Annotated in this window: 27 protein-coding genes and 3 pseudogenes; 10 read left to right on the top strand and 20 right to left on the bottom strand. The window is 70.9% G+C overall.

Annotation, left to right across the window (positions count from 1 at the left end):
* Positions 1–137 precede the first annotated feature (137 nt).
* Both ACFY2K_RS36140 and ACFY2K_RS36135 read left to right on the top strand, forming a co-directional pair.
* Entirely contained in the window at positions 138–587 is a 450-nt protein-coding gene (locus tag ACFY2K_RS36140) for a hypothetical protein (protein ID WP_387716908.1), read from the top strand.
* Between the two features lie 1,100 nt (positions 588–1,687).
* The gene (locus ACFY2K_RS36135; protein WP_387716906.1) at positions 1,688–2,035 is read left to right on the top strand and encodes a MerR family transcriptional regulator; all 348 of its coding nucleotides are present in this window, start codon (positions 1,688–1,690) and stop codon (positions 2,033–2,035) included.
* Between the two features lie 380 nt (positions 2,036–2,415).
* Here ACFY2K_RS36135 and ACFY2K_RS36130 read toward each other — a convergent pair whose 3' ends face one another.
* From ACFY2K_RS36130 to ACFY2K_RS36100, 7 genes are all read right to left on the bottom strand, one after another.
* Positions 2,416–3,060, bottom strand: a complete 645-nt coding sequence (locus tag ACFY2K_RS36130; protein ID WP_387716904.1) for an L-threonylcarbamoyladenylate synthase — start codon at positions 3,058–3,060, stop codon at positions 2,416–2,418.
* A 248-nt stretch (positions 3,061–3,308) separates the two neighbouring features.
* A complete protein-coding gene (locus ACFY2K_RS36125) occupies positions 3,309–3,473 on the bottom strand; it encodes a hypothetical protein (RefSeq protein ID WP_380528143.1) in 165 nt (54 codons plus the stop codon).
* Between the two features lie 20 nt (positions 3,474–3,493).
* A complete protein-coding gene (locus tag ACFY2K_RS36120) occupies positions 3,494–3,697 on the bottom strand; it encodes a CsbD family protein (RefSeq protein ID WP_380528140.1) in 204 nt (67 codons plus the stop codon).
* Positions 3,698–3,817: 120 nt separating this feature from the next.
* Positions 3,818–4,216, bottom strand: coding sequence for a DUF2267 domain-containing protein (locus ACFY2K_RS36115; protein WP_380528137.1), 399 nt, complete (start codon positions 4,214–4,216; stop codon positions 3,818–3,820).
* A 51-nt stretch (positions 4,217–4,267) separates the two neighbouring features.
* Entirely contained in the window at positions 4,268–4,672 is a 405-nt protein-coding gene (locus ACFY2K_RS36110) for a DUF2267 domain-containing protein (protein ID WP_380528134.1), read from the bottom strand.
* A gap of 44 nt (positions 4,673–4,716) precedes the next feature.
* The gene (locus ACFY2K_RS36105; protein WP_380528131.1) at positions 4,717–5,010 is read right to left on the bottom strand and encodes an STAS domain-containing protein; all 294 of its coding nucleotides are present in this window, start codon (positions 5,008–5,010) and stop codon (positions 4,717–4,719) included.
* A gap of 129 nt (positions 5,011–5,139) precedes the next feature.
* Positions 5,140–5,574 carry an Hsp20/alpha crystallin family protein gene (locus tag ACFY2K_RS36100; RefSeq protein ID WP_380589726.1) on the bottom strand — a complete coding sequence of 145 codons (435 nt, stop codon included), beginning with the start codon at positions 5,572–5,574 and terminating at the stop codon, positions 5,140–5,142.
* A gap of 198 nt (positions 5,575–5,772) precedes the next feature.
* Here ACFY2K_RS36100 and ACFY2K_RS36095 point away from each other — a divergent pair, with 198 nt between their 5' ends.
* Positions 5,773–5,955: a hypothetical protein gene (locus ACFY2K_RS36095; RefSeq protein WP_380528125.1), complete on the top strand. Its 183-nt coding sequence runs from the start codon at positions 5,773–5,775 to the stop codon at positions 5,953–5,955.
* A gap of 611 nt (positions 5,956–6,566) precedes the next feature.
* On the opposite strand, the pseudogene ACFY2K_RS36090 reads toward ACFY2K_RS36095, so the two are convergent.
* Positions 6,567–6,881 (bottom strand): annotated as a pseudogene (locus ACFY2K_RS36090) (IS5/IS1182 family transposase); the annotation flags it as partial.
* A 97-nt stretch (positions 6,882–6,978) separates the two neighbouring features.
* On the bottom strand, positions 6,979–7,872 hold the full coding sequence (locus ACFY2K_RS36085) for an SDR family NAD(P)-dependent oxidoreductase (RefSeq protein ID WP_387716941.1): 894 nt from the start codon (positions 7,870–7,872) through the stop codon (positions 6,979–6,981).
* 195 nt (positions 7,873–8,067) lie between these two features.
* Here ACFY2K_RS36085 and ACFY2K_RS36080 point away from each other — a divergent pair, with 195 nt between their 5' ends.
* Entirely contained in the window at positions 8,068–8,673 is a 606-nt protein-coding gene (locus tag ACFY2K_RS36080; protein ID WP_380528119.1) for a TetR/AcrR family transcriptional regulator, read from the top strand.
* Between the two features lie 1,208 nt (positions 8,674–9,881).
* On the opposite strand, the pseudogene ACFY2K_RS36075 reads toward ACFY2K_RS36080, so the two are convergent.
* Positions 9,882–10,063 (bottom strand): annotated as a pseudogene (locus ACFY2K_RS36075) (ABC transporter ATP-binding protein); the annotation flags it as partial.
* A 60-nt stretch (positions 10,064–10,123) separates the two neighbouring features.
* On the opposite strand from ACFY2K_RS36075, the gene ACFY2K_RS36070 reads away from it, so the two are divergent.
* Positions 10,124–12,193 (top strand): Shedu anti-phage system protein SduA domain-containing protein, encoded by a 2,070-nt coding sequence (locus ACFY2K_RS36070; protein WP_387716899.1) that lies wholly within the window; start codon positions 10,124–10,126, stop codon positions 12,191–12,193.
* A gap of 324 nt (positions 12,194–12,517) precedes the next feature.
* Here ACFY2K_RS36070 and ACFY2K_RS36065 read toward each other — a convergent pair whose 3' ends face one another.
* Entirely contained in the window at positions 12,518–13,606 is a 1,089-nt protein-coding gene (locus ACFY2K_RS36065; RefSeq protein ID WP_375892604.1) for a PP2C family protein-serine/threonine phosphatase, read from the bottom strand.
* A 170-nt stretch (positions 13,607–13,776) separates the two neighbouring features.
* On the bottom strand, positions 13,777–14,994 hold the full coding sequence (locus ACFY2K_RS36060; RefSeq protein WP_387716897.1) for a cytochrome P450: 1,218 nt from the start codon (positions 14,992–14,994) through the stop codon (positions 13,777–13,779).
* 179 nt (positions 14,995–15,173) lie between these two features.
* On the opposite strand from ACFY2K_RS36060, the gene ACFY2K_RS36055 reads away from it, so the two are divergent.
* The gene (locus ACFY2K_RS36055) at positions 15,174–15,530 is read left to right on the top strand and encodes an arsenate reductase family protein (protein ID WP_375892608.1); all 357 of its coding nucleotides are present in this window, start codon (positions 15,174–15,176) and stop codon (positions 15,528–15,530) included.
* 37 nt (positions 15,531–15,567) lie between these two features.
* On the opposite strand, the gene ACFY2K_RS36050 is transcribed toward ACFY2K_RS36055, so the two are convergent.
* On the bottom strand, positions 15,568–16,038 hold the full coding sequence (locus tag ACFY2K_RS36050) for a pyridoxamine 5'-phosphate oxidase family protein (protein WP_380592734.1): 471 nt from the start codon (positions 16,036–16,038) through the stop codon (positions 15,568–15,570).
* Positions 16,039–16,164: 126 nt separating this feature from the next.
* Here ACFY2K_RS36050 and ACFY2K_RS36045 point away from each other — a divergent pair, with 126 nt between their 5' ends.
* Positions 16,165–16,722, top strand: a complete 558-nt coding sequence (locus ACFY2K_RS36045; protein ID WP_380522749.1) for a DUF1697 domain-containing protein — start codon at positions 16,165–16,167, stop codon at positions 16,720–16,722.
* Between the two features lie 146 nt (positions 16,723–16,868).
* Positions 16,869–17,414, top strand: coding sequence for an FHA domain-containing protein (locus tag ACFY2K_RS36040; protein WP_375892613.1), 546 nt, complete (start codon positions 16,869–16,871; stop codon positions 17,412–17,414).
* A gap of 104 nt (positions 17,415–17,518) precedes the next feature.
* Here the strand turns inward: ACFY2K_RS36040 and ACFY2K_RS36035 are convergent, their stop codons facing one another.
* Entirely contained in the window at positions 17,519–18,481 is a 963-nt protein-coding gene (locus ACFY2K_RS36035; protein WP_380522750.1) for a DUF1152 domain-containing protein, read from the bottom strand.
* A gap of 69 nt (positions 18,482–18,550) precedes the next feature.
* Here ACFY2K_RS36035 and ACFY2K_RS36030 point away from each other — a divergent pair, with 69 nt between their 5' ends.
* Positions 18,551–19,192 carry a DUF6891 domain-containing protein gene (locus ACFY2K_RS36030; RefSeq protein WP_387716894.1) on the top strand — a complete coding sequence of 214 codons (642 nt, stop codon included), beginning with the start codon at positions 18,551–18,553 and terminating at the stop codon, positions 19,190–19,192.
* A gap of 43 nt (positions 19,193–19,235) precedes the next feature.
* Here the strand turns inward: ACFY2K_RS36030 and ACFY2K_RS36025 are convergent, their stop codons facing one another.
* From ACFY2K_RS36025 to ACFY2K_RS36015, 3 genes are all read right to left on the bottom strand, one after another.
* The gene (locus ACFY2K_RS36025; protein WP_380522751.1) at positions 19,236–19,661 is read right to left on the bottom strand and encodes a hypothetical protein; all 426 of its coding nucleotides are present in this window, start codon (positions 19,659–19,661) and stop codon (positions 19,236–19,238) included.
* Positions 19,662–19,945: 284 nt separating this feature from the next.
* The gene (locus ACFY2K_RS36020; protein ID WP_375892619.1) at positions 19,946–20,737 is read right to left on the bottom strand and encodes a hemerythrin domain-containing protein; all 792 of its coding nucleotides are present in this window, start codon (positions 20,735–20,737) and stop codon (positions 19,946–19,948) included.
* A 169-nt stretch (positions 20,738–20,906) separates the two neighbouring features.
* Positions 20,907–21,968: an alpha/beta hydrolase gene (locus tag ACFY2K_RS36015; protein WP_375892620.1), complete on the bottom strand. Its 1,062-nt coding sequence runs from the start codon at positions 21,966–21,968 to the stop codon at positions 20,907–20,909.
* Between the two features lie 453 nt (positions 21,969–22,421).
* On the opposite strand from ACFY2K_RS36015, the gene ACFY2K_RS36010 reads away from it, so the two are divergent.
* Positions 22,422–23,174, top strand: coding sequence for an SDR family oxidoreductase (locus ACFY2K_RS36010; RefSeq protein ID WP_387716891.1), 753 nt, complete (start codon positions 22,422–22,424; stop codon positions 23,172–23,174).
* A gap of 66 nt (positions 23,175–23,240) precedes the next feature.
* Here ACFY2K_RS36010 and ACFY2K_RS36005 read toward each other — a convergent pair whose 3' ends face one another.
* The 3 genes and pseudogenes from ACFY2K_RS36005 to ACFY2K_RS35995 form a co-directional block, all read right to left on the bottom strand.
* A complete protein-coding gene (locus ACFY2K_RS36005) occupies positions 23,241–23,462 on the bottom strand; it encodes a hypothetical protein (RefSeq protein WP_375892623.1) in 222 nt (73 codons plus the stop codon).
* 114 nt (positions 23,463–23,576) lie between these two features.
* Positions 23,577–25,328, bottom strand: a complete 1,752-nt coding sequence (locus ACFY2K_RS36000) for a carbohydrate-binding module family 20 domain-containing protein (RefSeq protein WP_387716888.1) — start codon at positions 25,326–25,328, stop codon at positions 23,577–23,579.
* Between the two features lie 269 nt (positions 25,329–25,597).
* Positions 25,598–25,855 (bottom strand): annotated as a pseudogene (locus ACFY2K_RS35995) (hypothetical protein); the annotation flags it as partial.

The raw sequence follows: 25,855 nt of genomic DNA, 5'->3' as shown, positions 1-25,855 counted from the left end.
TGCGCGCGAGTGCTCTCGATCCGTGCGCATCACCGCCGCAGGAATGCAGCCCGCAGCACCGCTCCCATCGCTTCGGCAGCCGGCAACGGACTCCGGCCACCGCCGACAGACACCCGACCGACCAAGGACATCCGCACGTGTACGAGTACACCGACCGCAGGAACCGCACGCTGGCCGACCGCGTCGATGCCGCCGCCGAGCGTCGCCCGGACCACGGCACCGAGCAGGACAGGGCAGCCGCGACCGCGCTACTGGCCGACATGCTCCAGGCCGCAGCTCAGCACGGCATCACCCTCGACGCCTTCGACTGGGTCACCGACCTGCCCGGCACGTGCTACCGCGCCGTGGCCAGGCACCGCGACCTTGCCGACCGCGTCGATGCCGCCGCCGAGCGTCGCCCGGACCACGGCACCGAGCAGGACAGGGCAGCCGCGACCGCGCTGCTCGCCGACATGCTCCAGGCCGCAGCTCAGCACGGCATCACCCTCGACACTTTCGACTGGGTCACCGACCTGCCCGGGAGCTGCTACGCCGCCGTCGTCTCCCCTCTGCGCGCACAGGCCACCCAGTGGGCCACAGCCGGCTGACCCACGACAAGCCGGATCACTCCTACCGTTCTCGCCGCCCGGTAGACGCCCCGCGCGGTCGGCGGCGCCCCGGCCGCCCCGCGCAGCTCACGAACCGAACCGCTTGACCCCTTCACTCCATGTGACCAGCTCGGATCCCAGCGGACTTCACTCGCATGAGGCACCCGGGAGTCCGCAGGTCGACCGGTGGCTGCGGCTTCCTCCGAGCCCGTGATCCGTCTGTCCGCCCCGGGCCGTCTCCGATGACTTCGGCACCAGCTCTTCCAATCCCGCCTCCCTGCACAGTCCCGCCGGGCACTTCGGGCGCGCGGCGGCGGCTCGGGGGTTGCCGCCGCGCAGCGCGCGACTACCTCACTCACCGGCGCCGCAAAATCTATCCGCGCCGAAGTAGACATTGCTCGCGGGCGGGTCTAACGTTTCTCTCGTAGACAGCAGTCGGCGATACCGGCCAGACACGAACTGGCCGGATTGTTGGACCGAAGTTCGCAGTTCGGTCCGGCAGTGGAGTTCCGAAGCCAGGCAGGTGCAGGACGGCGACGGGACTGGCTGCTGGACCGGGCGGCCCGCAGGCATCAGGGGCCGCCACCAGCGGTATCGAGCAGTACACAGTTCAGTGAGTGCAGGACCGGCAGTCGCAAGACAGGCACGGTCTCGGCAAAGGCGCCCAGACTGCGGGCGCGCGTGCCGAGGGGTCCGGGCAGTGGGGTTCCAGGCCACCGCAGACGCGGGGCGGCCGGCGGGCCCCTGCTGCCGGACCAGGTGGGCCTACACGGCCACCGACCAGCAGTACGCAGTTCAGCAGGTGCAGTACCAGCAGTACGAAAGTGACAGTTCAGTACAGAGGATGAACGGAGGGCGCAAGCGCCATCAGGATCGCCCGGCCCGTGAACACTCGCCCGGGCGGACACCGCAGACCCCAAGGCAAGGACGGTGGTTTCCGGTCACGCATACGCGATCCCCGCACGCCCCTACTTTGCGGCAGTGCGGAAGTAGAAGGACCGGCCCAGGCCGGTAGATGGTGTTGTTCCCCTTCGGGGCCCCGGAGCCGACACGGCCCCGGGGCCCCTCGACGCGTTCTCCCCGAGAACCAGAGAGGTGCAGTGACTACAACGGCCAGCCCCGACACACCCGGCAAACTCGACGACGACGACTACCCCGCCTACACCATGGGACGCGCCGCCGAGATGACCGGCACCACCCCCGGCTTCCTACGAGCCCTCGGCGAACACCGCCTCATCACCCCCCTACGCTCCGACGGCGGCCACCGCCGCTACTCCCGCTACCAGCTACGCATCGCCATGCGAGCCCGCGACCTCGTCGACCAGGGCACCCCCATCGAAGCCGCCTGCCGCATCGTCATCCTTGAAGACCAACTCGAAGAAGCCCTGCGCCTCAACGAACAACTCCGCCTCTCCCAACAGCGCCAAGAGCCCACCGCCGACACCTGACCCGCCCTCCAGGCCGACGAGACCGGCCTGCGGTGAGCGGCAGGTGCTCACCGCGGGCCGCCCTGGGAGCGAGACCCCGACCCCTTCCAGGTCGGGTCGCGGCAGGAGCACGTCACCCTGCCCTAGGCAGCCAGATCCTCCATGCCTTGGAGCGCCTGAAGCTCTCCGCTCTCTTCGCCCCGCCCACCGACGCCCCAGCCGCACGCCGCACCCGCACGGCCCACCCGTCTGGATCTCCCCCGGGCGAAGATCCTGCAGGGCGACTTCGGACTGCCCCACACCGGCGGCAGGTACCGCATCGCCCATGGAGGACATCAGACGAGTGCGGCGCGGTCGCGGCCACCGACCCGCCTGCCGACGAGGTGGCATGACCCGGCTGTTCAGCGTTCCGTAAGGTCCGGGACGACCTTGCGCAGTTGGTCGGCGCTGATCGCGCCGGCGCGCAGGAGTACGGGGGCCGTGCCGGTGATGTCCACGATCGAGGACGGCACGGCTGCGGGCGTTGGGCCCGCGTCCAGGTAGACGGCCACCGAGTCGGTGAGCATGCCCTGTGCGGCACCGCAGTCCTGCGGGGACGGGTGCCCGGTCAGGTTGGCGCTGGACACGGCCAGCGGCCCGGTCTCCGCGAGCAGGTCGAGGGCGACCGGGTGCGCGGGCATCCTCACCGCCACGGTGCCGTTCGTCTCGCCGAGGTCCCACTCCAGGGACGGCTTGTGGCGGGCGACCAGGGTCAGCCCGCCCGGCCAGAACGCGTCCACGAGGTCCCGCGCGTGCGGCGGCAGGTCGTCGACCAGGAGGTCCAGACCTTGCGGGGAGGCGACCAGCACCGGGGAGGGCATCTGCCGGCCCCGACCCTTGGCATCGAGCAGCCGCGCGACGGCGTCGGGGCTGAACGCGTCGGCACCCACGCCGTAGACGGTGTCCGTGGGCAGCACGACAAGCTCACCCCGACGCACCGCCGAACCAGCCTCGCGCAAACCCCTGGCACGCTCGAAGGAATCCGAGCAGTCGAAACGACGCGACACCGCAGCTCTCCAACCCGGCGGGATGCCCGCCCCTCTTCCTCCCGCGCCGCAGAACCCGGCACGGCCCACACCGGCCACGCTACCCGGCACCGGGGCGGCGTCTCGGAACGGATGAGCCGCCAGCTGTCCGGCGGCTCACCCTTCGTGCTTCCCGCTGAAAGCGGTGCGGGGGAAGCGTCCGGACGCGCCTGCGGCACGACAGCGCGGCCTGCGCTGTCGTGCCGTCACGGGTCACCCCCGGCTCGGCGCTATCTGCGTGAGCTCCGCCCGCGCCCCAGGCGCACGCCCCCGAGCACCAGGGCGGCGACGAACAGCACGGCGCCGATCACGAGCAGCCACAGCAGGCCCTTCACCAAGGCGCCGACGAAGCCGAACACCACGGCGATGAGCAGAATGACCAGGAACACGGCCATGACGGTGCTCCTTTCCGTCGTCAGTCGGTGCGCTTCAGGGCGCCCTTTGCCCGGTCGGCCGCGGCTTGCGCTGCGTCCTTGACGTCGTCGGCGGCCTGCCTGACCTTCGACTCCACCTGGTCGGCCTGGCCCTCGCCCTTGAGCTCCTCGTCACCGGTGAGCTCGCCGGCCTTCTCCTTCACCTTGCCGGCCAGTTCTTGCGCCTTGTTCGACAGGTCACTCATCGGTTCCTCCAGTCGTCCGCCGGGCGGCCCATCAGCACCGCCCATTCGTCACCTTTTTAACCGGTATTCGCCCTTTCATGCGCGTGGTACGGATCTTCGGCCGTCCTGGCCGGTACGGGGTCAGGCGGCGGCGGGGGCGAGGTCGGCGCGGCCGAACAGGAGCGCGTAGCCGCGGGGGAGGTAGGCGAGGAGGCGGTCGGTGAGCTCCTCGCCGGCGAGGTCGGTGAGTGCGGCAAGGACGCAGGAGGCGTCCCAGCGGGCGCCGGCGAGGGTGGTGTTCAGGTTGCGGGCGAGGGCTTCGACGAAGGCGGGGGCGGTGACCGGTTCGGTCAGGGGGATCGGGGCGACGAGGGCGGCACGGGCGCGTTCGGGCAGGGCCGCGGCCAGGTCGCAGCGTTCGTCGCCGGTGAGCTGGGAGCCGAGTATGCCGAGAACGGCGTCGAGGATGTGTTCGGCTTCCCGGTCGCTGTCGTAGCGGCCGAGGTCGCGGACCCGCTGGACGAGGTGGTGCCAGGTCATGTCGAGTGCCTTCCGTACGTGGCAGGCCGCTTCTGGGGCGGCAGGCGTGGGTCAGGGCCGCCGGCCGGGCTGGGGCCGGCCGAAGAGGACGTCGTAGCCGGGCGGCAGCTGGAACAGGATGCGCTCCATGAGGTCGTCGCCCGCGGCGTCGGCGGTCGTGGACAGCACGGCGCCGATGTCCCACACGGCGGTGGTTTCGGTGGCGCCCTCGATCCAGGCAGCGGTTGCGCGCACGAACCGTTCCGCGGTGAGCGGTTCGGCGGCCTGCAGCGGGTTGAGCAGGACCAGGGCGAGGGTCTCGGGCAGCCTGGCCGCGAGTTCGGCACGGACCTGTCCGACCAGGTGTGCGCCGAGCAGGGCGAGCACGACACGGGCCGCGCGCTCGGCCTCTTGGGCGGTGGTGTACTCGCCGCGTTCCCGGACGCGCTCCAAGAACGCCTCCCATCGCAGGGTCACCTCGTATCTCCCTCCATCCGGGCGGGCGCGGCACGCGCCCGCGGTCAGGGTTCGACGATCAGCCGCCGGTTCAGGCCGGTGAGCCTGAGCAGGCGCAGCACCCGGGAGCCGGCCCCGCGCAGGATCAGGCGGGCGCCGAGGCGGTCGGCCTGATTCTGGGCGTGCACCAGCGCACCCAGGCCCGCACAGTCCATGAACTCCACACCGGCCAGGTCGAGCACCACCTCGCGGTCCGTCCGGAGTGCGGCGCTCAGGCTGCGTCGCAGTTCGGGGGCGGTGGCGAGGTCGAGGTCACCGCGGGCGGTCACCAGGGCGGCCGCCGTGTGGAGGGTGTGCATGACGTTCTCGCTGTCGGTTCGGCCTGCACAGCACTCGGCGTGCTCGGGGGGCGGGTCCGGGTGGGGCCCGGGGGTGGGCTGTCCCGCACGGTGGGGGGAGCCGCGCGGGACAGCGCCGCTTGCGTGGGGTCAGGCCTGGATCTGCTTGCGCTCGCTGCGGTGGCTGATCGCGATCTTGCGGGGCTTGGCCTTCTCGGCGACCGGGATCTTCAGCGTCAGCACCCCGGCGTCGTAGTCGGCGCTGATCCCCTCGGGGTCGAGCGTGTCGGACAGCATGACCTGGCGGGAGAACACGCCGAGCGGACGCTCGGACAGCTCCCACTTCACGTCCTCACCCTCGTGGCGCGGACGGCGCTCGGCCTTGACGGTCAGCATGTTCCGCTCGACATCGATGTCGATCGCCTGCGGGTCCACCCCGGGCAGGTCGAAGGAGATCACGTACTCGTCGCCCACGCGGCAGGCGTCCAGCGGCATCGGGGCCGGACGCGACCAGGTGCCGTTCGTGCCCAGGAACTGCTGGGTCAGACGGTCCAGCTCGCGGAACGGGTCAGTGCGCATCAGCATCGCGAAACACCTCCATTGGATATGGGTTGCCAGTGCGCTTCACCTGAATCCGTTCTAGCATGTCATCCATCCGATGACAACTTCCCGAGCCATCCAGAGGATGACGCCCGGTGCGCGAGACACCCGCCCCGCCGACCCCCACCCGGACCGCGCGATCCGACTCGACACCCCCGACCGCCCACACCGAAGAACTCCGGCATGACAACGACCAGCGACGTACCTGATCACGCCACCGCTGAGCAACGCTGGCAGCGGCTCCAGGATCAGCTCGACCAGGTCGCCGACCGCACCCGCGCCGAGATCGACACCGCCATCGCCTCGATCGACGCCTGCCTCGCCCGACTCGCGGCCCTCCGCCAGCACCTCACCGACCGCCCGTGACACCCGAAGTAGGAGCCGCACACCCTCCACCGTTCGGAACCCGCCTGATGGTTGCCGGCGGCAGCACGCACGAGTCCGTGAGGTGCGGCGGTACCGAGTTCGCCCCTTCCGGTCGGCACGGCGGTGATGCTGTCATCGCCAAGCGCCCACGACAGACGCACGGCAGGTTCGCCCTCGCACAGGACCAGCCCCCTGGGCTCCAACCGCGCCGGAGCCGTCAGTGGTCGCCGAAGAAGATCTCCCTGACCTCGCGCCCGCGTAGTAGACGAGGACGTAGCCGGCCAGCGGGTCTGCCCGCCGGAGGCCGTCGAGCGAGTTGAGCGGCCAGGCCGATCAGCACGGCGGCCAGCAGACCGTCGGCCAGGGCACCCGGCCCTCGGTCCTGAGTGCTCGCCCAGGCCGAACGCACCGAACGTGGTGGTCGTCGCGGCGCTCCAGCCCGTGGAGGCCCCGGAGCCGTAGGCACTCCCCCAGCCGATAGGCGCTGTACGGGCTCTCCGCACGGCCGTAGATGCCGCGCTGCATGCCGCCGTTCGTCATCGACGGCATCCTGGTCAGGCCAATCAAGGGCTGCCTGCCCGCAGCCGCTCGATCGCGAGGGCCTCACACCGGGCGGCGAGGTGCTCGAGTTCCAGGCCCACCATCTGGTCGTACGCTCGCAGTACCGCGAGGAGCAGGTGGCCGATGACACCGGACTCGATCCACTCGTCCCACCGCCGGCGGATCGTGGTCGCCGAACAGGCCCGGTCAGCGACCCTCTCGTAGCCCATCCCCGAGACCAGCGCCAGGACAAGCCGGCCGAACACGACCGCGTCCGCGATCCGCGGGTTGTGGCACCCCAGCGGGTGCGAATCGGGCCGGGCAGGGATCAGCCTCAGGAACTCCTCACGGATCGGGTCGATGATGGACGCGGGCACGACGGACACCAACCCCCCAGATGATCACATAGCGTAGGCAACTCCATGATCATCAAACCTGCCTCCGTCGTGCCACCCTCTCCGTTTTGGCGTACCGGCCGACGCTCTACACGATGAAGCGGTGGATGGCGTCGTTGGCGTGGTCCTGGAACGACGGGTTGGCCAAGTCGGGGAAGATGTCCGCCTGGTCGACCAGGGGGCCCTTCAGCTTGTTGGCCGCGCTGGCGTAGAACACGCCGCTGGACAGGGTCGGGTCGGTGACACCGTCGACCAGTCGCTTCGCGCCGACCTCAAGCTTGTGGGAGATCCCCAGGGCGGGCAGGACGTACTTGGACGCCATGCGCAGCGGTAGGGCGATGTCGTTGGAGGCTTGGGTGCCGGTGGTGGCGCCGGGGCTCACGGTGATGAAGCGGCGGTCGGGGTGCTGGCGGGCCAGGTAGGCCATCCAGAGGGCCCCGATGTACTTGGCCTGCCCGAAGGCGAGGTTGAAGTCGGTCTTTCCGTCGGCGAAGTAGCTGCCGTCGATGACGGTGGCGAGTTCGTCGGCAGAGGTCGAGGCGAAGGACGGCCGCTTCATCCGCAGCATCGGCAGTCCCCTGGCTGCTTCGCTTCCGGCGAGGACCGCGACCTCGCCGAGCCGCCCCTCGGCCAGGAGTCCTTCGAGGAGCGCGACGTGGCCCAGAACGTTCGTCGCGAAGACCTTGGTGACCCCGTCGGCGGTCAACTCCATCGACCGCGGGCCGATGACGCCGGCGTTCATGACCAATGCGTCGACGGTTCCGTCGATGGCCGCAAGGCCGGCTCGGACCGAGCCCAGATCGGCGACATCCATGACGACGATGTCGAAGATGCGCCGGCCGGTAGCGGCTTCGAGGTCGGCCTTTGCCGTTGTCGCCCGGTCTCGGTTGCGGCATGCCAGGTAGATGCGGGCCGTCTCCGGTCGCAGGGCCAGTTGCCGGGCCACGTCCTTGCCGATCCCGACGTTGGCGCCCGTGATCATCACGGTCTTTCCCGGGAGTGTGCTCATCGGGATTACCTCTCGTCTTCTGTGGGGCTGTTCAGGTGGGACGGCTCATGCTGCTTCGCGGGGCCGGTGCTGCGGTGGCGAGTCACGCGGCCCGCAAAGTGAGTTGCGCAACTCAGTCTGATCCCGGCCAGACTGGGCTGTCAAACTCAGAATCGCTACCATGGGTCCATGGCGAACAAGACGAACGACCGGCCGCGGCTCACCGCGAAGGGCGAGCGCGTCCGGGGCCGAATCGTGCAGGGGGCTGCGGCCTTGATCCACGAGCGCGGGGTCGCGGGTACCACCCTGGAAGACGTCAAGGGGGCAGCGGAGGTCAGCGGCTCGCAGCTCTACCACTACTTCCCCGACAAGAACGAGCTCCTCCAGGCGGTCATCGACCACCAGGCCGACACCCTCGTCCACCACAATCGGGAGGCGCTCAGCGGTGAAGACGGAGTCGCAGCCTGGCGGGACATGCTGATCGCCGGCGTGAAGCACAGCCAGGCAAAGGGCGGCTGCCCACTCGGTTCGCTCGGCGGTCAACTCGCCGAGAGCGATCCCGAGGCCCGAGCCCTCATCGCCGCCGGATTCGAGCGATGGTCAGCTGCCATCAGCGAAGGACTCCGGTCGCTTCACGCCGACGGGAAGCTCGCACCCGGCATCGACCCGGACGACCTCGCCACCACCATGCTCGCCACCCTGCAAGGCGGACTGCTACTCGCCCAGGTACAACGGAGCACGCGACCCTTGGAAGTTGCGCTCGACACCGTCCTCGCCCTTGCCATCCGGACCTGAGACCCGAAGACCGGTAGCCGGCTGTACTCCGCCATGGGCCACTGAACGATGCGTCGCAAGGCCGCCAGGGCCGCCTCCGCGCGCCATCCGACGACTCTGACCGGGTCCCGCTTCCTGTGCAGTTCCTCAGGCTCATGTTCGCGTTGAGGCGGAGCGGCACGGCCCCCGCCGAGCGGCGGCGATGCGGTCCTCTACCTGAGGCACGGACGTCATCACCGTCCGTAGCCTGGTCCGACGACCCTGGCATACCCACCGGTAAGACACCCGCCCGCGCAGCCCCCCGAATCCGATAGCCCAGGTCAACGCCTACTGGCGGACGCTCTTATGCCTGCGGCGTTATCTTGCCCCCCACCTATACGCCTCGCCAAGCAGCCCCGAACCTGTCAAGGGCCACACGCTCCAGCCCGCCGAAACCGAACTGACACCGGACGGCACCTCTGACGTCGGCGACTCGCCCCCCGAACACGGGCCGGGGATCGTCAGCGACCGCCCGGATTGCCGACCAGTACGCGGCTTCCCAGATGCTCGCTGCGGACTCGGTCTCCGGCGGATGCAGAGACTGGAGGAGGTCCAGAAGAAAGGCAAGCGAGGCATCCGGCAAGGGCGCCGGTCGGCTGGCCGCAGGGACACTACCCCGGCTCACACACCCGACGGAAGGCAGCCGGAGGCGCTACGGCAGAATTCCTGGAAGTAACTTCCATCAATCGGCCATCAATTGGAGATGTCCGCGGACTCATGCTTAAGGTGCCAGTCACTGCCACCAATGACAGGCCGCGTAGCCGCCCGGGTGACGCGAGCCTCCGACGCTCAGACTCGGCGAAGCCCTGGAACGTCGCGGCCGCGGATCAGCTCGGTTCTCGGTAGGCTGCGGGCGGCGTCGTGACGTTGCGCCCGTCGAGCCCTTCTGGTCCGGAGGCCGGCTCCCCAGCAGGGCCCAGATGGTCTCCAAGCGCTCCGCAGACCATTGGGGCGACAAAGCGAGCTGCTCCTCCACCCAGGCATCGATCAGCTCCTCCAAGTCACCGCCAAGTGTGCTCATGTGGCGACTCTACGAGATCGTGCGAGCCGTACGCATGATCGGGCCCGCGGATACCTTGAAGCACTGGCACGATGTCGTCCTGGCTGAGGATCACGGTCCAACACTGTTCTGGCCAAGAGGGTTTGGCTGGGAGTCGCCAGGGCACTCAGTCGTCCCCGACCCTGCCGCGAGCGAGGGCTCCCGAGATGCCCTGCTGCTGGCCGCCGGACAGCTCGGTCGGGCGGTGCTTGAGGCGGTCGGTCAGGCCGACGATGGCAACCACCCTCTCCACCCATGCCTGGTCGGGCTTGCGGTCGGCGTTGTCCATCGGCAGTGGGTCTTCTCCAGCGCCGTCAGGGTGGGCAGCAGACTGTTGCCTCAAAAGTCGTTAATCGGCAGACGAGTTGGCGCATGTAAGTCCATTCTGAGCGCATGACCTTGCCCATCGCCTCGCCAGCTACACCTGCGACGGCGAAGATCACCGCAGTGACGCGGCGCGACATCTTTGACTACCTGCGCGGGACCGGCGCCCCGTGGTGGGGGCGACTCGACGACGAGACAGCGTTCCTGGAGCGGCTGTATAGGCTCGACGAGTTGCCGTCGACCGACAGCCGATTCGCCACTGCGCGCGGCGACATCGTCCAGCACCGGTTCAACAACGAGGACTGGGACGATGACTGGATCTTCATGGATGCGCGCCTCGGGCTCCGCTCCGGGCCCGACGAGGTACTGCTCGCCTTCCTCGTGGAGGCCCTGCACCCGGAAGTGCTTTCCGACGTCGACCAAGCCTCTCGGCACGTCGATCAACTGAACCGCCTCTTGGAACCCGATGGCTGGGCACTTCGCGCTTACCAGTTCCTGTCAGGCCGGCCGGTCTACTCACCGGTCCGGGTACAGGCAGCCGGCCCGCTGGTCTCGTTGCCCTTGAACGACGATGACGCGGGCAAGCTCGACCTCGTTCTCGGTCAGGTCTACAGCCTCCTCGACTGCGACGGGCAGGAGGCCGCCCGCGACCTTCTGCGCAAGGCCACGCTCACGTTGCGCCGCGACGGCAGCTTCTACCACCCCATGCCGGGCGACAACTGGACTGCCAGCGCGTCTGAAGCCGTCCTCACAGTCGACCGCCCGCTCCTCCCGGCGTTCACGCCAGCGGTGGCCGATGCGATCTGGCAGCGCCTGGGCCCAGTGCTCGCACGGCTCGGACGTGACGACGTGCAGTCGCTCGTGGTCGAAGGCGACGTGGGGCCGATGCCCTACATCCCGCACGACTGGAGGGGCCGAGCGGTCACACCGGCCTCCCCCGTGATCCGCGGTGCCCACATCAGCTTCGCTTCCACCGACTTCGACGTTGTACGCCAGGACTTCTCCGACCTTGAGATCCGCTCCGCTGCGGACGGCGGCTTCCGCTACCTCTACGACACTCGGGCGAACAGGCCGGTCACCGACTTCGTGCTCGACGACCGACCCCAAGTAGCGACGCTGTGCAACGTCACCATCATCAGGAAGGGCGATACCTACTCCCCCCGAATCAAGCTGTGGAAGAAGGACAAGAGCAAAGCCGAGAAGGCAGCGGCCATGGAGGTCATTCCCGGCACCGAGAGCACACAGCTCATCAAGGCGGTCGTCGACACCAGCGACGCCCACGAGAACTTCTGGAAGGTCATCAACTTCCTCCAAGGATGCACTGGTCTCCACACCCCGGGCAGTCGCACCGGTCTGACTGTCGGCGATGCCGATGAGCTCGCCGAAGTTCTGACCGGCCAGGACCGGACCATGCTCCTGCAAGCGCTCAAAACCGCCATCGGGGGTTCGCTCACCGAAGAAGAAATCCGCCTCATTAGCAACCGCAAGATCCAGCTCCAGCGCTTCGACCGGCTGCTGAACGACCCTGAATATTTTCAGAAGGAGAAGGACCGAACCGCCAAGTCCAGCGAAGCGCTCTGGCAGGAATACTTCGAAGGAAACTCCTGGATCTTCGGTTACGGTCTCAATCTCCTCGCCTGCGAGGCCCTCGATGACGGCAAGCTGGAACGCATCACCACAGGGGCCAACATCTTCACCGGAGCCGGCAAGCGGATCGACGCAATCATGCGCTCCAAAGGCTTCATCAGCAGCATGCTGTTCTGCGAAATCAAGACCCATGAGACGCCACTGCTCGCCAAGACCCTCTACCGCACCCCGGACGTCTACCAGGCCTCGACGGAACTCGGAGGCGGAGTCGCCCAGGTGCAGAAGACCGTCCACAAAGCCCAACGGCTGATCTCCAAGGAACTGACCCGGCTCTACCAGGCCGACGGCACCCCAACCGGTACCGAACTCTCGACCACCAAACCCCGCCAGGTCCTCGTGATCGGCAGCCTGGCCGAATTCAAACACGACGGCGAGGTCAACCCAGAAAAGCTCAGCTCCTTCGAACTCTACCGATCCTCCGTCCAAGGCATCGAGGTCATTACATTCGACGAACTCTACGACCGAGCATGCTTCATCGTGGCGGACCAGTAGGACCCTGTCGCCCACCTCGCTGCCAGGGAAGGGCTCGCACTTCGGTAGCTCTCCGTAGGCCACACAACGGGAAAGCGGCGCGACCTCTCATGACCACCCGGCACCTTTCGGCGCCTCTCATCCGTTGAGGCCGCCGCGTGTGCACTGGTTGTGAAATGATCTTCCATGCGACCCACATTTCCGCAGGTCAGAGGCGTGTTCGATCAGAACTACGACCTGTAAGAGTCCCGGCCCCGGCGTGAGCGGGTCCCTGTAGGTCAGCTGATCGCTGACCTACAGGGACCCGTTTCGTGCAGCACGGCCGTCGCGCCGGGCGGTGCGGGGTCATTCGGGGGTGAGGGCGAGGACGGCGAGGTCGTCGGCGAGGAGGCCGGCGTACTGGTGGACGTCCTGGGCCAGGAAGGAGACCACTCGGTCCGGTGCCGTGCTGGCCAGGGCGGCCAGGCGCGGGGCGAGGGGGTAGAAGGCGCCGGTGGAGTCGCGGGCCTCGCTGACGCCGTCGGTGTAGAGCAGGACGGTGTGCCCAGGGGGGAGGGCGACGGTCGTCGGCTTGGCGGGTTCGTCCTCGGGGCGGAGGTGGCCCAGGCCGAGCGGGAGTTCGTCGGTGCAGGCCACCGGGGCGATGGTGCCCCGGCCCAGCAGCAGTGGGGTGGTGTGGCCGCGGTTGACGAACTCCACGCAGTCGGTGCCCGGGCGGTACTGGAGCAGGACGGCGGTGACGAACAGCTCGTCGTCGCCGCGGTCGGCCGCGTCGCGCAGCACCGCGCGGTCCAGCTGGTCGGCGAGCTCGACCAGGCCCGGGGTGTCGTGGGCGGCCGCCCGGAAGGCGCCGAGCACGTCGGCGACGGTGCGGACCGCGCCGAGGCCCTTGCCGCGGACGTCCCCGAGCAGCACCCGGACGCCGAAGCGGGTGTCGCACACCTCGTAGAGGTCCCCGCCGACCAGCACCTCGGCCTGCGCCGGGCGGTACAGTCCGGCGACCCGCAGGCCGCCGGCCCGCTCCGGCACCGGCCGCAGCACCGTGCGCTGCAGGGTCTCGGCGACGGTGCGGGCCTGCAAGAGGGTGCGGTTCTGCCGGGTGCGCTGCCAGGACAGGGCTGTTCCCATCACCCCGGACAGCGCGGTGGCGATGTACACCCAGACGTGGTGCTGCTCGTTGACGTGGCCCGCGCGCAGGGCCAGCAGCAGCTGGAGGGCCAGCGCACCGCCCGTGGTGGTGGCGGTCAGCACCGGGCCGTAGCTGAACGCGGCCACCACGGGCAGGGCGGTGAGCAGGAAGCCGGCCGCCACCGCGTCCGGGACGACGGCCTCGGTGGCCAGGTCCAGGAGCAGCAGGACCACCGGCAGCCAGGGCACCCAGCGCGGCACCCGGGACTGCGCGACCGCGAGCTGCGGCGGGCGGGGGGCGGACACGGCGGGGGCCTCCTGGCTGACCGGACCTGGGCGATTCGCCAGGAATGACAGGATTGGTCCCTCCATGCTCCCCCACGGACGCCCCCGTCACGAATGGCCGACGTCCCGGGTTCCGGCGCGTGGACCGCGCCGGGCCGGGAGAGGACCGGGAGTGGGGGGCAAGGGCGCGGTCAGCGGAGGGTCACCGGCAGCGTCTCGTAACCGCGCAGCACCAGGCGGTCACGCCGGGTCGGGGCGCCGCCCTGGGCGAGCCCGGGGAAACGGTCCAGCAGGGCGGGCACCGCGAGCTCGCCCTCCAGCCGGGCCAGCTGGGAGCCCAGGCAGAAGTGGGTGCCGCCACCGAAGCTGAGCGGCTGGCTGTCCGTGCGCGACGGGTCGAACACCGCCGGCCGCTCGTACCGGGCCGGGTCGTGGTTGGCCGCGCCGATCAGCAGGGTCAGCCCGCTGCCGGCCGGGACGGGCAGGCCCTCGACCGACAGGCCCTCCTCCAGGGCGACCCGTGCGGTGGCCTGGACCGGGGAGTCGAAGCGCAGCACCTCGTCGGTGAACCCGGCCGGGGTGACCGCGCCGCTGCGCAGTCCGGCGGCCACCTCGGGATGGCGGAACAGCAGGGCGAGGCCGTTGCCGAGGAGGTTGGTGGTGGTCTCGAAGCCGGCCACCAGCAGCAGCACCAGGTTGGCCAGCAGTTCGGTGCCGGACAGCCGCCCGCCGTCCTCGACGGCGACCCGGGCCAGGTCGCTGACCAGGTCGTCCTGCGGGCGGGCCAGCCGTTCGGCGATCAGCGCGGTGAAGTAGTCGGACAGCTCGTCGGCGGCCCGGTCGGCGGCGCCCAGCTCGTCGAAGTCCTGGGTGACCTCCAGGGCGACGGTCAGGTCGGAGGCGAGGTCGCGGAAGTGGTAGCGGTCCCGCTCGGGCACGCCGAGCAGCTCGCAGATCACCCCGACCGGCAGCCGGAAGGCGAAGGCGTCCATGAAGTCCACCGGGGAGCCGTCCGCCCCCTGCTCGGCCATCCCGTCCAGCAGCCGGCCGATCGCCGCCTCCACCGCGGGGCGCAGGGCGGCGACCCGGCGGGCGGTGAACACCGAGGCGATCAGCGAGCGGACCCGGGGCTGGTCGGGGGCGTTGCGCTGGAGGATCGAGCGGCCGAACAGGGCGAGCGAGGAGTGCGCGGCGAACTCCGGGGCGAGGCCGGCCGTCATCTCGGCGGTCGCGACGCCGAAGGCGGGCGTGCGGAGCACCTTGTCGACCGCCGCGTAGCCGCTCACCACGAACATGCCGTCCCCGGCCGGGGCCACCGGGCCGAGCTCGTGCGCCCTGGCGTAGAGCGGGTACGGATCGGTCCTGACCTCCGTGGTCATCAGCTGCTCGATGATCGCGGCGCCGTCCATCTGGTGCTCCCCTCCGACGTGCTGGTTCCTGGTTCGTGAACAGCGGGCGGGCACGGCGGAGTTCCCACCGCCGACGGACCCGGCGGCGCCGGACTCGGAGACGGACCGGAGACGGACCGGGCCCCGGACCGGCGGCGACGGGTCCGGGGCCGGGCGGCAGCGCGGATAGGCTGGTCGGCATGGAGATCTGGATCAATCCGCGGTGTGGCAAGTGCCGGTCGGCGCTCAACGAGCTGAACGCCGCCGGGGCGAAGTACACCGTGCGGCGCTACCTGGAGGACCCGCCGACCGCGGCCGAGCTGGAGCAGGTGCTGGAGCGCCTGGGCCTGGAGCCGTGGGACATCACCCGCACCGACGAGCCGGTCGCCAAGGAGCTGGGGATGAAGGGGTGGCCCCGGGAGGCGGGCGAGCGGGCGCGCTGGATCGCGGCGATGGCCGAGCACCCCGTGCTGATCCAGCGCCCGATCATCACCGCGGACGACGGGCACGCCGTCGTGGCCCGGACTCCCGAGGCGCTCAAGTCCGTTCTGCCGTAGGCGTTCCGACCTGCCGTGGGCGTTCCGGGCCGATCGGTCAGTGGAGCTGGGTCCGCTCCACCGGCCGGCCCGGGTGCCAGTTGAGGACCCACAGGGCGTCGCCGTCCAGGCTGGTGTGCACCACCTGCTGGAGATCCAGCCGGAAGAGGTGGAACGGGGTGGGCGGCGGCTCCGGCAGGTCGGCCGTGAAGGCGGCGAGCTCGTTCTCGTCGGTGACCTCCACCGCGCGGCCGGAGAGCTTGGAGTCCCCGCCGGCCATGGTCTCGTCGCCCGGGTGGGCGTGCAGCGCGAACCGCGCGTCCCGCTGGAGGTCGCGTGCCTTGACCGCGCCGTACATCGACCCGAGCCAGGCGTCGGCCCCGACGAAGTCGACCTCCGACCCGCTCACCCGGGGTGAGCCGTCCTTGCGCAGCGTCGCCAGGACGTGGTGCTTGTTGGCGTCGAACCGGGCCCGTACCAGGGCCGCGAGTTCGGGTGCCTCGTGCTCGAAATCCTGCCAGGTAGCCATGGCGCCAGTCTGGCACCCGGCACCGACAACCGCCGGGTACGAACGGTGCCGCGCGCGCGAGGGGGTGCGGTGGGCGGGCGTTGTCGGTGGGCGGGCGTTGTCGGTGGGCGGTGCCAGACTGGCAGGGTGACCACCTCGAACGCCTCCACCCGGTACATCGCGTTCCTGCGCGCCATCAACGTCGGCGGCCGCACGGTGAAGATGGAGCGGCTGCGGGCGCTCTTCACCGAGCTGGGGCTGGCGGACGTCCGCTCGTACATCCAGACCGGCAACGTCTTCTTCCGGACCGACGAGCCCGACCGGGCCGCGCTGACCGCGCGGATCGAGGCGCACCTGGAGCAGGCGCTCGGCTACCCGGTGCCGGTGCTGCTGCGGACGGTCGACGAGGTGGCCTCGCTGCTCGCCGCCGAGCCGTTCCGGGGCGTCGAGGTCACCCCGGACGTCCGGCTGGTGATCGCCTTCCTCTCCGAGCCGCTGCCGGCCGAGCTCTCCGGGCCGCACCGCTCGCCGAAGGGCGACTTCGAGGTGCTGGGCACCGATCCGGGCGCGGCGTACGTGGTGGTCCACCTCCAGGACGGCAAGTGGGTCACCAAGGAGATGTTCGGTAAGTCGTACCGGGGGGCGGTGACCTCCCGGTTCCTGCACACCACGGAGAAGATCCTGGCCGCTGCCCGGAAGGGCTGACGGCCCGACCGAGCGGGCCGGAGGCACCCGACCCGGCGGGAACCGTGCAGGTGGAGCGGGCGTCTGTCGCTCAGTGAGGTACGAACCATGCGCCGGAACCGCGCGCGATCTGGACAGTCGAAGCCGGTCGAACCGACAATCGGGCCATGACGCAGCCTGAGCTCCCCACCGGCGCCGTCCGGCCCTCCGACGCCGAACGGGACCAGGCGCTCGGGCTGCTCAGGGACGGTGCGGGCAGCGGCCGGCTGTCGCACGACACCTTCCTCGGCCGGATGGACATCGTCCTCCAGGCCACCAGCCGCGACGAGTTGGACGCCGCGGTGGCCGGGCTGCCCACCGGCGGGCCGGTCGAGCGCTTCGTCCTGCGGACGGTCGGCCGGGCCTCCGCCTTCGGCGCCCGGCTGAACCGGGCCTGGCGCACCGAGCGACTGCCCGGGCTGAGCCTGCCGCAGGCCGGGGCGGGACTGCTGACGATCGGCCGGATCCCCGGCTCGGGGCTGCGGCTGCACGACGCCTCGGTCTCCCGGAACCACGCCGAGTTGCGGCACGAGAACGGCGGTTGGGTGCTGTACGACCTCGGGTCGACCAACGGCACCCATGTGAACGGGCGGCGGATCGCGGGCGGGATCCCGGTACGGCCGGGCGACCAGGTGCGGTTCGGGAACCTGGAGTTCCGGCTCGCACCGCACTGAGTCGCCGGAAGCCGCGCCCCCACACCCCGCGTCCCCCACACGCCGCGCCCCCGCAGCGGCTCCCCACCACCCGCTCCCCCGCACCCGCTCCCCGACCCCCGGGGTCAGTGCGGGAACTGCCGGGGCGGCCGTCGGCTGGGCAGCTCGTCCCGGAACTCCTCGATGAGGGTGGAGATCTGGCGGGTCAGCACGGTGTGCTCCAGCCGGTCCAGGTAGCGGTTCTCGGCGGCCAGCGCCTCGACCGTGACGCCGAAGTAGAGCGTCATCAGCGGATTGACGAAGAGCTGCCCGCCCTTGGTCCGCTCGGTGAACTGCACGTCGCCGAACTCGCCGCGCAGCGCGGCCGCCACCGAGCCGTTGACGATGCTGGGGTGCTCCGGGAAGGCGGCCCGGGCGTGCTCGACGGCGTCCAGGTAGAGCGCGCCCTCCCGGCTGCCGCGCGGGATGGAGAAGGCGCCGAGGTAGCCGCCGGCCCGGTCGATCGCCGCGAGGTTCTCCAGCACCAGGGCGTGGTTGACGCCGTGGTGGGCGTCGATGCCGAAGCCCAGGCAGGCGACCAGCCGTTCCGGCACCTCCGACAGGCCCGCCACGGCGGCCAGGCTCGCCATGTCCTCCTCGGGCGTGCCGAGTCCCGTCTCGTCGCCGCGCATCAGGATGTCGGTGCCGCCGTCCACCAGCAGGATCGCGTCCACGTCCAGGTGGGCGACCAGGGTGCGGTAGGCCTCGCGGAGCAGTCTGACGCCCACGGTCGGGAAGGCCCACACGGTGTCGGGCATCCCGTGCAGCCGCAGCCAGCGGGCCAGCGTGCGTTCCGGGAAGTAGCCCTCGGGGGCGGGGGTGTCGGGCCCGATCCTGGCCACGTCGGGCTGGTGCCAGACCTCACCGGGCAGCCCGTAGAGGTGGGTGAAGGAGAGGTTGGCCAGGTGCACGTCCTTGCCGGCCGCCCGCAGGGCCAGGGCGATCGGGAGTCCGGCGTAGACGTCGAAACCCCCGCCGGCGCCGGCGATCAGAATCCGCTCGGCGGCCAGCAGCCGGGTGATCAGCGGGGGTTGCAGCAGAGAGGTCACCGCCGGACGGTAGCGCACGGGTGCCGGCCTCGGCCCGGAATTGTCAGTGCCGGGTGCCAGGATGCGGACATGACCCAGGATGCGGGCATGACCCGGGACACCGCGCTCACCTCCGACGTACTGCTCGAAGCCCAGGAACGGGCAGGCGAGTTGATCCGGTGCGGCTTCCAGGAGCCGGACGAGATAGCCGAGTCCCTGGTCGAGGTCCTCGACGACCAGGGGCTGACGCAGGAGGAGGCGGAGCGGATCGTCGCTCCGCTGTGGGAGGAACGGCTCGCCGAGCAGGCCCACTGGCCGGAGTTCACGGACGTGGACCGGCTGGAGCGGGCCTTCGACCTCCTGGAGGACCAGGGCATCGTCGCGGCGATGGACTTCACCTGTTGCGCCGCCTGCGGCTACGCGGAGATCGGCGGCGAGGCGGACGAGGACTCGCGGGGCTTCGTCTTCTTCCACCAGCAGGACACCGAGGCGGCCGCGGCCGGGCGCGGGCTGATGCTGCGCTACGGCGGCTTCCGCACCGGGGAGGAGTCGGACGGAGCGGAGTCGGGCGGGGAGGAGTCGGGCGGGGCGGCGGAGCAGCGGACGGTGGAGATCGGCCGGGCCGTGGTGGCCGCGGTGGAGACGGTCGGCCTTCCGGTGGAGTGGGACGGCTCGCCGCACACGTCGATCCGGGTCGCTCCGCTGGAGTGGCTCAACCGCCTGCCGGAGTAGGGGCAGGAGCGGCCGCGCGCCGGGGAGCGCTGCGGCGGAACGGTCAGCGGTTGACGTGGAGTTCGGCGTAGTGGTCGCCCTTGTCCGCCTTGCGCAGGGTCACCTTGACCCCGCCCACGGTCGACTCGCTGTCCTTGTCGACGGTCTTCTTGTCGCCGCCGATCGTCACTTCGGCGTTCTTGTCGGTGATGCGGCCGACGGTCATGTCCAACGGGTGGTCACCGCCGAAGACCTTGACGGTCTTGGAGGCGTCGGCGCCGTCGGTCCGGACGGACAGGGTGCAGCTGTTGTCGTCGAGGCAGAGGGCGACGCCGCCCTCGCAGGCGGTCAGTCCGGCGCCCAGGGTCAGGACGGCGGCCGAGACGAGCAGGGCCGGGCGACGGACGGCGGGCAGCAGGCGGCCATGGGCGCGGGTAGGAACACGGCCGCGGGTACGGGGTGCGGTGGGTGTGCTGCGGGCTGAGGTCATGGCTCCGACGGTAGGGGGTGCCGGGCCGGGCGCCATCGACCGCCGGCGGTACGCCTCCCCCGGTCGCAACCCCGGGGCGGGGACCGCCTCGACCCCGAGACGGATGGGTCGAATCCCCTAGGGGGACAAGGGAGTTGAGGACGTCGGCCGAGCATCGGGCAGTAGCTCGGCAGCGGCTCGGCAAGGGCTCGACAACGGCTCCGACGCGAGTCGGCCGCGCGCCGGGCATATGTCTCCGGCACGTGCCACGCGCGTAGATCAACGGCCCGCGAAAGGACCGGCGCTCAGTCGACCAGGCTCCCCAGGCCGCCGCCGGCCACGCCCTCGCCCGCCGCCCCCCACAGCGGCGCGGTGCAGCGCTGGTAGGTCGCCTGCCAGTGCGGCCAGTTGCGGGCCACGTCGTCGTCGCACTCGGCCAGCAGCCGCTCGACCAGCACCGGGTCGACCCCGTCCAGCAGCCAGGCCAGCGCGTCCGCCGTGCCCGGGCCGTCGGCCCCGCGCAGCAGGTCGAGCAGTTCGGCCAGGCCGCCGAGCCGGGAGCTGTCGGCCACCACCCGCTCCATCCGGGGCAGCAGCTGCCGCTCCTCGATCCGCAGGTGGGTCTCCAGCCGGGCGGCGAGGTCCTCCATCGCGTAGGCGACCGGCCAGGCGCTGCCGGTGTCCCGGCTGGCGATCCGGACCAGCGTGGTGACCCGGGTGAAGGAGTGGTCCAGGTTGTGGTGGTCGGCCTCCAGCCAGTTCAGCAGCAGGCGCAGCTCGGGCGCGAAGCGCCGCACGATCGGCCAGATCCGGGTGTCCTGCTGCTCGTGGTGGCAGGTCAGCATGGCGGTCATGAAGGTCCAGTGCCGCAGCACGGCCTCGCCCTTGTCCTCCTCCTCGGGCTGGAGCAGCCGCAGCGCGTTGGGCAGCCGCGCGAGGTCGCGGCGCAGGGCCGCGTGCACCAGCCGCAGGCCGGCGAACCGGACGGTGACCGGCTCCTCGTCCGTGGCCGGCCCGTACGCGTCCCGGGGGTCGACTCCGGGCACCGCCTGGGCGGGGACGGAGACGGCGGGCGGGGGCAGCAGGTGGATCGGCATGGCACTCTCTTCACGGCTGGTGAGGACGGAGGAGGCGGCCGGTGAGGACCGCCCCATCCAAGGTGCTCGCAGTCGATCAGAAGCGAATCAATGTCCGATTGACGCGCAGGTCACGGGCCTGCGCGGGGGCGGGGGCGGCTGCTGCGGCCGCCCCCTCCCGGGGCCCGGATCACTCCGAGGCCGGGCCCTCCAGGTTGGCGCTGAGCCACTGCAGGGTGTCCGGGATCATCTTCTTGAAGTCCGAGGTCAGGTGCTTGCCGCCGGGCTGCTCGTAGTACTGGATGGTCACCGGGGCGACGGCCTTGGCCACCCAGCTCTTGACCAGGTCCTTCTCGTAGCCGTTGGCCCCGCCGGCGGTGACGTACATCTTCACGTCGGCCTTGCCCTGGGTGATGAGCAGGTTGGGGTTGTTGGCCGCCTTCTCGGCGTCGTGGCCCTTCCACAGCCCGGAGTCCGGGACGAAGTAGCCGTCGATCGGCACGGCGGCCTTGTAGACGTCCGGGTACTGGAGGGCCATCTTGGCGCTGCAGAAGCCGCCGGTGGAGGCGCCCATCACGCCCCAGCTGTCGCGCCCCTTCAAGGTGCGGAAGTTGGCGCGGACCCAGGCCGGGATGTCCTCGGCCATCCAGGTGCCCATCTTCGGCTGGCCCGGGATGTCGGAGCAGTCCAGCGCGTTCTTCTCGTCGCTGTTGAAGTTCTGCACCGGCATGATCATGATGAACGGGTGGGCCTTGCCCTGCTTGGCCAGCTGCTCGTCCGCCTCCTGGATCGGCAGCTGGTTGTCGGTCCAGGTGTTGTAGCCGTTGCTCTGGCCGCCCGCGTAGAGGGTCAGCACCGGGAAGCCGGTCTTGGCGAACTTGGGGTCGTTGTACTCGGGCGGCAGCCAGACCCAGACCTGGCCGGTGACGCCGGACTTCGCGCCGGTCACCTTGGTCATCATGATCGGGCCGGCGCCGGTGTCCCGGACCTTGTTGAGGCTGGCGGCCGGGCCGGTCGGCATCAGCACCTTCCCGTTGCCCGGGGTGGGCTGGTCGGCGGTGGGCGTCCCGGGGACGGCGCTGCCCGTGGCGCTCGCACCGCCCGTGCCGGTGGTCGCCGCCGGGGTGCCGTCGGCCGAGGAACCGTTCCCCTTCCCGCCGTCGGACCCTCCGCAGGCCGCGAGCGAGGCGGCCAGGGTGAGCACGGCGGCGCCGGTCAGGACGGCACGGGAACGGGACGACTGCCTAAGCACGGTGAGGACTCTCCGACCGATGTCGCGCCCGGTCCGTCTGACCGGGCGGCGGCCCCCCGGTGGGGCCGGACAGGCCCGGGGGCGCGGGCGCTGTGCGGTCCCCGGAGCGGTGGTGCGCCGTCCGTCGCGGAAGGGCACCTCCCTGCGATCTTATGACGTGGCCCGGGGCGGGCCGGTTGCGAGGTGGCCACCGGAAATCCAATGTTTGTTCGCGATCAGGTAAAGGTCTTCACCGCGCCCGCCGGACGGCGGGGGCCGCCCGGCGGGGAGCACGGGCACCGGCCCGTCCGGCCGTCCGGGTTTTGGACGCTTTGCCCAGTGACGGTGGCCCGCACATCCGGAACGATCGCTCCGGCACCCTCTTCGACCGGATCCGGGAAGAGTGTGACCGTACCGGTACCGAGCCACCGAGCCACCGAGCCGTCGAGCCGTCGAGCCACCGAGGAGAGCGCCATGCTGGAGCAGATCGCCGTCGTCACCGGAGCCGGGAGCGGGGTCGGCCGGGCCGTCGCGGTGGAGCTGGCCGCGGCCGGCTGGCGGCTGGTGCTGGCCGGGCGCCGGGCCGAGCAGCTGCACGCGACGGCCGCGGCCTTCCCCCGGGGCGTGCTGCCCGCCGACGTGGTGCCGACCGACGTCACCGACCCGGCCGCGGTGGACGCGCTGTTCGCGACGGCCGTCGGACACCACGGCCGGGTGGACCTGCTGTTCAACAACGCTGGGATCTTCGGCCCGGCCGTCCCGGTGGACGAGCTGGCGGTCGAGGACTGGCGGGCGGTGGTCGACCTCAACCTGACCGGCGCCTTCCTCTGCGCCCGGGCCGCCTTCCGGCAGATGCGGGCGCAGTCCCCGCAGGGCGGCCGGATCATCAACAACGGCTCGATCTCCGCGCACGTCCCGCGCCCGCAGTCGATCGCCTACACCGCGACCAAGCACGCGGTCACCGGCCTGACCAAGTCGCTCTCGCTGGACGGCCGCCCGTACCGGATCGCCTGCGGCCAGATCGACATCGGCAACGCGGCGACCGACATGACGGCCGCGATGAGCGCCGGGGTGCGGCAGGCGGACGGCCGGATCGCGCCCGAGCCGACCATGGACGTGGCGGACGTGGCCCGCACCGTGCGGCACATGGCGGCGCTGCCGCTGGAGGCCAACGTGCAGTTCGCCACCGTGATGGCGTCGGCGATGCCGTACATCGGGCGGGGCTGAGGCCCGCCCGCCGGAGCGCCCGTCCTCCAGTTCGCCCGCCCGCCGGAGCGCCCGGCGGCGGAGCGCTCACTCGTCGTGCGAGTGGCGGTACCGCAGCCCGCAGCCCCGCCGCTCCAGCCGGTAGACGCTGGTGGTCGGCCAGTACTCGCCGTCCTCCACGACGGGCAGTTCGGCGCGCAGCACCATCCGCAGGGCGGGCGGCGGGGCGGTGGCGTGGACCCGCTTGCGGTGGCCGTCCCAACGGCCGCCGCACAGTTCGAGGTCCAGGACGAGGGGGGTGGCTCTCATCCCGTGATGGTGCCAGCGCCGCCCCCGCCCGGGAGGTCCGGGACGGCGCCGCCACTCACACGGGGGACCCCCGTCAGCCGTGGGCTGACGGGGGTCCCAGGTACGGGCAGAGGGCTACGGCCGCCAGGTGTCGTTCAGGGTGACGTTCCCCGAACCCGGCACGGTCGCCGCCCGGTTGGCCCCGGACTCCCAGGCCACCGCCCCGCTCGCGTCCTTGCGCAGGTACTTGTACTGGAAGGAGGTGCCGGCCGGCAGCGAGAGCGCCAGCGACCAGACCGGGTACCCGGCCGAGGACAGCGGCAGCGCCTTGGCCGGGTCCCAGCCGCCGAGCGCCGCGGCGTCACCGACCACGTACAGGTTCTGCCCGTACGAGGTGGTCGCGTTGACGTTGAAGGAGGCGCCGGACACCGCCGTGCCGGGCTGGACGTACAGCGCCACCGCGTCGCCCGCGCCGACCGTCGCGGTGAACTGCCCGTTGGCGCCCACCTGGTAGGTCGGGCCGGTGCAGCCCCCGCCGGGCTGCGGGTCGCCGTGCTGGACGTCGCAGTACGTCCCGGCCGGCAGTCCGGTCTGGAAGGTCTGGGTGATCGCGCCGCTCTCGTGGTTGATCGCGACGTAGCCCCGGTTGCCGCGGCCGAAGGCGATCGCGTTGTTGCCGTTGGACCACCAGCTGGTCACCCCGGTGCCGGCGACGGCGTTGCGGAAGCCGACCATGTTGGCGATCTGCCGCCAGGCGTGGGTGCAGTTCCAGCCGTCCTGGTAGCAGGCGTTGACGGTGCCGCCGTTGGGCGGGCCGTCGTCGTTGCCGCTGAAGCCGTAGCCCGAGTAGACGTTGGGCGAGCCGTAGGTCGAGGCCAGCAGGAAGACGTTGGCCAGGGTGTAGGTGCTGCCGTAGGTGTAGTTGAGGGTGGAGCCGTTGCGCTCGGTGTCCCAGTTGTCGACGAAGCTGCGCGCCTGGTCGCTCGGCAGGTAGCCCCAGGAGGCGCCCCAGGTGCTGAGGCTTGCGAGCTTGTCGGCGGTGAACACGCGCTTGAGGTCGGTGCCGACCCGGAACTCGTCGACGTCGCCGTTGCCGGTGTACTCGGTGGGCTGGACGGGCTCGCCGGCGCCGTAGATGACCTCCTGCACCCAGTAGGCCTTGGGGTTGGCCGTCTTGGCCTTGATGGCGGCGAGGTCGGTGGCGGCGATGTGCTTGGCGGCGTCGATCCGGTAGCCGTCGACGCCGAGCGAGCCGAGGTCGTCCAGGTAGTGGGCGATGGTGCTCCGGACGTAGTCGCTGCCGGTGTCCAGGTCGGCGAGGTTGACCAGCTCGCAGTTCTGGACGTTGCCGCGGTCCTGGTAGTTGGTGATCGGCTGGCGGCAGGTGTGGAAGTCCTGGTCCTGGTACGTGCCGGGGTAGTTGTACTTGGTGTACGCGGTGCCGCCGGTGCCGGTGCCGGAGCCGGCCGTCATGTGGTTGACGACGGCGTCGGCGATCACCTTCACCCCGGCCGCGTGGCAGGTGTCCACCATGTTCTTGAAGGACGTGCGGTCGCCGAGCCGTCCGGCGATCTTGTAGCTGACCGGCTGGTACGAGGTCCACCACTGCGGGCCCTGGATGTGCTCCTGGGGCGGCGACACCTCGACGAAGCCGTAGCCCTTCGGGCCGAGGGTGGTGGTGCAGGCCTGGGCGACCGAGTCGAAGCGCCACTCGAAGAGGGTGGCGGTGACGTCCTTGCCGTTGTTCGCGGGCGGAGCGGCCTGCGCGGCGGGGGCGCCGAGGGCGGTGCCGAGCGAGAGGGCGAGCGCCGCCGAGGCCGCGAGCGCGCCGGCCGTGCGGGCGGGCCGGCGGGTGCGGGCGGGCCCGCGGGTGGGGGTGGTGACCACGTTGTCTCCTGGGGGTGGCTGGGGTGGGGCAGCCGGGGTGAAGTCTGCAAGAAGCTTCTGTAACTTGCCGGAAACTTGCAGCGCTGAACCTAGGGCGACCGGAACAGGCCGTCAAGGTCCCAGGAGATTCGTTTCTGCATCGACACGGAGCGGAGCACAGCCGAGGCACGGCCGGAGTGTTCCCCGGAGCACGACAAGGGCCCGGCGGCCGTAGCCGCCGGGCCCCTCACCTGCCCTGGTTCACCGGTCCCTCAGGAGCCGGTGCGACCTCAGCCGGTCTGGACGGAGGTGTCGTCGATCACGAAGCTGGTCTGCAGCGAGGAGTCCTCGGTGCCGGTGAACTTCACGGTGACCGTCTGGCCCGCGTAGGCCGAGAGGTCGAAGGTGCGCTGCTGGTAGCCGGCCGCGGCGTCCACGTTCGAGTAGGTCTTGAGCGTGGTGCCGTTGACCGAGACGGCCAGCTTGTCGTACGCGGTGCTGCCGGTCTCGGCGGTGTCGATGTGCAGCCAGAAGCTCAGCGTCGCCTT

It is taken from the genome of Kitasatospora sp. NPDC001309 (genome assembly GCF_042896295.1).
Classification (GTDB): Bacteria; Actinomycetota; Actinomycetes; order Streptomycetales; family Streptomycetaceae; genus Kitasatospora.
This window is presented reverse-complemented; position numbering and strand designations above follow the sequence as displayed.